This is a genomic window from Psychrobacter sp. AOP7-B1-24 (assembly GCF_052376215.1).
Taxonomy (GTDB): Bacteria; Pseudomonadota; Gammaproteobacteria; order Pseudomonadales; family Moraxellaceae; genus Psychrobacter.
The window spans coordinates 1-1920 of sequence record NZ_JBQSVL010000157.1; the positions used below are offsets into that span (position 1 = coordinate 1).

The 1920-nt window shown below is 34.4% G+C and carries 2 protein-coding genes and 1 pseudogene; all 3 read right to left on the reverse strand.

Annotated elements, in window-relative coordinates; genetic code table 11:
• The coding region (locus ACT3QP_RS14665; RefSeq protein WP_444526008.1) for a hypothetical protein at positions 1-671 on the reverse strand (671 nt) is incomplete at its 3' end.
• Positions 672-1199 (reverse strand): annotated as a pseudogene (locus ACT3QP_RS14670) (DUF5675 family protein). It lies immediately after the preceding gene.
• Between the two features lie 72 nt (positions 1200-1271).
• Positions 1272-1920, reverse strand: a 649-nt coding sequence (locus ACT3QP_RS14675; protein ID WP_444526009.1) for a tetratricopeptide repeat protein, incomplete at its 5' end; no start/stop codon positions are given.

Sequence of the window (1920 nt, forward strand, 5' to 3'; positions counted from 1 at the left end):
GTGACAAGTTGATCATTATCTATCGTTCCGACTATATCGGATTGGGTATTTGCTTGCTCTCTAATATTAGTATCACCATCACTGTCAGTAACGATGTAGTTCTGGTCGAGTTTATTTTTAGACATGGCTTGATAACGTTCATAAAACGTATCGATAAATATTTTAAAAAATTGTGGGTCATGCGTTTTAAGATAATACAACTCACTAGGGAGTTCATCATTCCAGATGACGTTGCTATCGTAAAACTGGGTAAAATGTTTTAACTCATCATTGGTCAAATGATTGCTGATGGCAATCAACATTTCTGGATTATCTATGATGAAATGCTGCATATTGTGTTCAAACTGTGAGATTAAATCAACATTCCACTGAATGTTTGCACCAATGCTAGCAAATGAATGAGTCAACTCAGTGGTCGAATAACGAGAAATATTATCGAAAAACTTGCTAATCATATCTATTTTTTCGTGGTCGCTATACTGACTGGTATCAAGAAACAACTGAAACTCATTAGCATCTTTAAAATGTAATGGAATACTAGGCATCGCCTGCTGAGAAGTATCAATACTATCAATAGGACTCTTGGTTTTAGGTGGCGTGCTATGGCCTGTGCTATCACACGCAGCTAAAGCAAAGGTCATTGTTAGCAATAAAGATATAAGTACTTTCATTTAATAGCTCTCAGTGATTATGACTCTGACTTTAGTGATATCAACGTCTTTAAATAAGTCGTAAAAAGTATAAATGGTTTCTGCACTGGTACCCACGAAATTAGCACTTTGCGTACTTCCTAATAATATACAACCATCACTATTCTTAGGGTAGTTTCCAATGTGAATTAATATATATCGGTCAGCAGGAACCTCTGCGTTATAGAGGTTGAAAGAAGAAGGGAATCACTGGTTGAGTGCAGTAGCATGCCATCTTACTTGATAGGTGCCTATAGGAAATTTCTTTTTTTGACCTCTAGTAGTTGTATCAGGTCCAGCTCTTTCAAGGGTGTAGGCGTCAAAATTAAATTTTGGTATCGATATAGTACCTAGTGTCGATTCTGAGCTTTGTGTATGCCTATCAATAAGTATATCAATAGTTTTTCTTGTAATATTGACATTTGATAATGCAACCATAAGAGGTACAGCTTTGATAATTGTTAATTCTTTATCAGATAAATTATCAAATTTATTATCGGTTTTACTCATTAATCACCTCTTTTATTATTAATTCGCTGATAAATAGGATTCATATACTATACTTATCAATAACACCATATCTCAACGCTGTAGTACTCTCTTTGGAATGAGCTTTTGCTTGCCAAGATTAGTCATTTTCTCATAATATTTCTTATAGTATTCATCCGCTTTAGTTTCATCGCCAATAGCTTGATAGTTATCAGCGATATTCAGGTAAGCTACTACTCTGTTAGGATGAGAGCTTATGACAGAATCTAACAGCTCTATGGCTTCATTGTGATAGCCATACTGTCCAAAGTAAAAAGCCAGGTTATTTGATAACTCTATATTGTCTTCGTAGTAGTAAAGGGCATCGATGTACTCTTCAGGCATACATCTATCACCATCATCAGACTCGTTAGTTTGAATGAGTGATTCGACGATCGCCTGTTTGTTAGGAGTATCTTTATCCATTAGTCGCTGATACTTATCTAACAAAATGTCAGGAATTATCTTTTCGCCTTTGTAGAAACCAGTCGAAAATAATTTTTGATTAACTTTTCCAAAGTTGATTGACGATAATAGGTTATGTGTAGTTGGAGGGTCAATATTTTTGATAGAGTCTAGTTCGTGACCACAATAATTTAAATATAGCAACTGGTAAGTATTAACCAATATAAAATCATTTTTTCTCTTATCAAATAAGAATTCCAGCACATAATGATTTTGCTGACCATCTTGTCTTAATTTA